General features: G+C 34.5%; 2 protein-coding genes. One reads left to right on the top strand and one right to left on the bottom strand.

Annotated features, from left to right (window positions below):
• Nucleotides 1–187 precede the first annotated feature (187 nt).
• Nucleotides 188–2,428: a ribonucleoside-triphosphate reductase, adenosylcobalamin-dependent gene (gene nrdJ / locus FHL05_RS12135; protein ID WP_153522827.1), complete on the bottom strand. Its 2,241-nt coding sequence runs from the start codon at nucleotides 2,426–2,428 to the stop codon at nucleotides 188–190.
• 619 nt (nucleotides 2,429–3,047) lie between these two features.
• Here nrdJ and FHL05_RS12130 point away from each other — a divergent pair.
• Nucleotides 3,048–4,388, top strand: coding sequence for an ArnT family glycosyltransferase (locus FHL05_RS12130; protein ID WP_337692560.1), 1,341 nt, complete (start codon nucleotides 3,048–3,050; stop codon nucleotides 4,386–4,388).
• The last annotated feature ends 208 nt before the right edge of the window (nucleotides 4,389–4,596 follow it).

Below are 4,596 nucleotides of genomic sequence, written 5' to 3'. Positions count from 1 at the left end.
AAGCGTATCAATCTTCAAATTTTTTGGCTCCGAGCAAGCTCGTCAGCCAAATAAAAAACAGCTAGACCAATTATGATCTAACTGCTTATGTAAACTGCCATCAACTTAATTTGACGAACAGCCATAAAAAAATGTTCTATAACAACTAGATTTACTAACTAGAAATTATAGAACATTGAAAATACTTTTATCTAATTGGGCAAGCACCACCAGCACAATCTGTTTGGTCAACTAACTCAATATCTTTTTTATCATGATTATCATTTTGTTCAGCAAAGACCTCTGCAACATCATCGTCTACTTCAGATTCACGTTTCTGATAGACTTTTTTGTCGATTGGTTCTTTAGGAGCTTGTTTGAAATCAGCGCCACTATAAGGCAAGAGTGAAGTCGATTTCGTAATATGTCTATATTGATACATTAATGGTGCAATTTGCTTAGATTCACTTGGTTGGAATGTGATTGTACAACTAACCGCATTATCGGACCAATATGTTTGTAAGAATGCTTGTGTGGCAAATTGTTCAGCAATTGAAACTGAACCAGCTGAAGCAAAGTTTGGATCATCAGCATTGACAGCCTTAACTGGAAATTCAACACACATTGTGTGTTTCGTATAAACATCAGGTTCAATCTTATATCCACAAGCCTTCAAAGCTTTCAAAAGTGGATCAGAGTCTTGGAATCTGATTCTTTGAATTAAGTAACCTGCATAGTGGAAATGCATACCTTCAGAAACACCAGCCAATTTGGCAACAGTACCTGATGGTTTAACTGTTGTATGTTTGATTGATGGTTTGCATCCAAGAGCTTTTGAGTACTCCTTATCAGCTTTGACGACAGTACGGTATAAATCGTCAACTTTCTTCACAACGCGTTGATCATAAATAGGCTTTTGAATCGTTTCGCCAGTTTCTGGGTCAGTGTTAGGTTCAAAACCAGTCACAACACGATTACCGAATGTTGTTAAAATCCAGTCCTGAATACCAGACATGGAAACACCGATTCGGCGATTCTTTTGAATAACATTACGAGAAACTTCCCAGTCATAATTACTGAAAGTAACACGCTTAGTATAACGAGCAGCAAGTGCAAAGGCTTCTTCAAGATTCCAACCTTGTTGACTAGCAATCAATGGAAAGACTTCAAACAAGTTGCAAGGTTCGCCATTGCTCAAAGAAATTTCCCCGCAAGGATTAGTACCTTCAACGCCATCATCGATTCCCGGTTGATAACCATCAATGCCACGACCGTAATTCTTGGATAATTCCAAGTTGACGATTCCTGGTTCACCATTATGAGTAATTGAATCAGCAATTGGAGCATAACGCTTAAATTCAGAATCAACAGCGACACTGTTATTTGATGCCCAACGGTGGTGATATAGCTTCTTTTTATCTTGTTTCATCGTAATGAAGTCATCGTCAGTCGATCCACCAAGAGCCAATTCAGCTGAACGACGAACATTTCCGGCAACAACTGTTTTACCAATCAAATTACCCATATCAGTACAATCAACTGAAGTAAGCTTTTTACCAACGGCTTCATTCAAGACCTCATTGATGTCAAAGAACATTTGAATCAATGGTACAGGACCAGATGCAGTTCCGCCAAAGCCCTTAATTTTTTCACCTTTAGCACGAATATTAGTAATATCAAGGACAACGTCTTTGAAACCATCATTGGTACTGTTAAAGTGGGCATCAATCATATTAGCATTTCCTATTACCCAGCCTTCACGAGTATCTGGCAATTCATAGTGACGGGTCGTTGAAATATCATGTTCTGCTAACCAGTCGTCACGATCGATTGCACCAGCAGCAATCGAATCATCGTAAGCAGCACTTTCTTTTCCAATTAGAACTGTCAAATTGACGGCATTATCAACGACAGGCATTAGTTTCATATTTGAAGGAACAACGGAAAAGCCAACGCCGCCACCCTTCATCAATTGGTCAAACATAAATGAAAATGGCATTGAGACAGCTAATTGATCCTTTTGAAGATATGAAGGGACAATGTGACTATTGCCATATTTCTGTGGTCTAATCGCGATGAACCAGCAGTTATTCAAAGCATCACCATTACGATGTTGATATTGTGTACCAGAGATCCAAAGATTTCTTCCCGAAGGAGTGGCAGCCAATCCATAGACCAATTTATATAAATCTTTTGCTTCTTTAACTAATCCATCATATTGTTCATCAGTTAAATCATCTTTTTTTAAACGAGGATCAAGGTTGATATTACCCTCAACAACACGTTTAACTGTTTCTGACCAATTTTCAGTCCGGTCTAATTCTGGAATCCAACGAGCATAAGTCCGTTTATAAGTGACCCAGCCTAATTCACCCCAGTGGGGTTTAATTGTTTGTTTAACTTCATCAACGAAGTCATCTGATAATGTAATTTGATTAATAGTAGTCATTAACACTCACTCCACACTGTTTTTAAATATTTCGTAATCAACACTATATATAGTATCTCGAATTTGATTGAATAACAACATCTAGTGCTGAATTACATTTTTTCGATTTTGTCAAGTACTTCACATTTATTTTTTTGGCATAAAAATTAAATATGAATAACTTTCTTTAAGAGATAAAACTAAGTCGCAATTACAATTCTAATATCCTTCTTTAGGAGTAAGCAATGTTTTTTTCAATTTAAACTCAGCAGCAAATTTCAAGTGGATAACGCCAAATTTTGTCCTTGACACGAACACATGGTTGTCCCATCTAGGATTGCAGGCAATAAATACTTTTTTTGTAACGTTATGACACCAGTATGATTTTAAAATACATTAAAATTAACTAGACCAATTTATTCAAAGGACTAGTTTCTCTTAGGTTTAACGTTTTCAAAATGTATCTATTTTAAAATTCCCATTTGTAGTAAAATTATTTTATTGCCTGATAAAAAAAGGGGGAGACATCATTAGGACTTTTCAAAATATTATAAGTAAAATTATTTTAGTTTGTTTTGCTTTTTTCACAACAATTGTCTTTTTTTCAATGTTGTCGCACTACTATCATAGTTTTGCCTTCGTGAATCCTATTCGTAATTTTATTTTAATAATAGTTTCACTAGCATTACTATTTATTACCGGTTTCGTTCTAGCAAAAATCAAAACCGAGGACCAAAAGATAAATCGTATTGTTTTAGGGGCATTACTTCTTATCTTCATTATTGTTGGAACTGTTTGGATTTTGAAAGTTCCAAATCAACAAACTAGCGACTTTGGTAATTTTTGGAGTCGAGCTCCAGTAGTTTTCACTGAAAGAAGAATTTATAGTTCGCCAACCGATTATTTTGCCAAGTACGCTTATCAAACTGGCTTTATAATTTATGTTGCCAGCGTGATTAAAATTTTTGGATTCAATATTTTTGCTATTCAATTTTTAAACGTAATTTATCAAGCACTAATCCTTTTATTCACTTATCTTTTAGTCAATAAAATATTTAAAAAAGTCGTAGTGGCACGTCTTTCAGTCCTACTTCTCATGATAGATTTAGATTGGTTTGCTCTTAACAGTCAAACCGATAATCAATACTTAGGATCTTTGTTGTACTTAATAACTTTTTATTTATTAATGAACGACAAAATTTGGAGCTACATTTTAGCCGGAATCACATTAACAGGGGGATGTTTAGTGCGTCCGATTGGTCCAGTTATTATCGCTGGAATTGTAGTCTTTGCTATTTTTTATATTTGGTTTACAAATAATAATTACAAGGCTGCTTTAAAAGTGGTTCTATCTTTATTGATTTATTTTGTATTATTTGCCGTTGCCGGTTGGGGAATTAAGGCATCAGGAATTAATGAATATGGACTTTCCAATACTGATCAAGAGTGGAAATTTATGGTTGGCCTACATTATCAATCAAATGGAACCTATTCGAATGATATGAATAACTTCATTGATGATAGTAAACCACGAGAAACCACGAGAAGGATTGAGAAAGCTCAAATCAAAAAAGAGATTAAATATTTAAACGATAATAATCTTTGGCTCAAATTCTTTTTCAATAAAAATCAATTGTTATGGTCAACACCAACAATGGCGACAGATTTTACCAGCTATAATCTAAATCATTCACCGACAACAGTTAAGATTATTGATTTTCTAGCTTATTTAGGATCAATCTTCTTGATAATCTTTTCGTGGATTGGTTCACTCAAATTATTCAAGACTAAATTCAGCAAGAATCTATATCTATTGATTTTGCCGTTAATGGCTTTTGTAGTCGTTCAATTACTGATTGAAGTTCAAGGACGATACCGTATCGAATTCTTGCCAATAATTGCTGTTATTGGTGGTTTAGGATTTGCACAAGTTTTGAATTGGTTTAAATATCTTCTGCCAAAAAGTAAAAAAGCTAATTAACAAAAAGAGAGATAAAGTGGTTCTAAACTTTCTGGTGTTGATGAATAAATTAACGCCAGTTTTTTTATTCTCTTTTAGATAAAAAAAAGAACATCACTGTTCTCGTGTTAAGATTTAAGCAACCAAACCAAATCAAACAGGAGTGAACATGATGTCCCAAGACAATTTTATACTATGTGCATTAGATATAAAAGACGATAATATAAAA

It is taken from the genome of Companilactobacillus halodurans (genome assembly GCF_009600995.1).
Lineage (GTDB): Bacteria > Bacillota > Bacilli > Lactobacillales > Lactobacillaceae > Companilactobacillus > Companilactobacillus halodurans.
This window is presented reverse-complemented; position numbering and strand designations above follow the sequence as displayed.

Excerpts from the sequence above, each read along its gene's own strand:
- nrdJ (WP_153522827.1), bottom strand. The coding sequence starts at position 2,428 with ATGACTACTATTAATCAAATTACATTATCAGATGACTTCGTTGATGAA.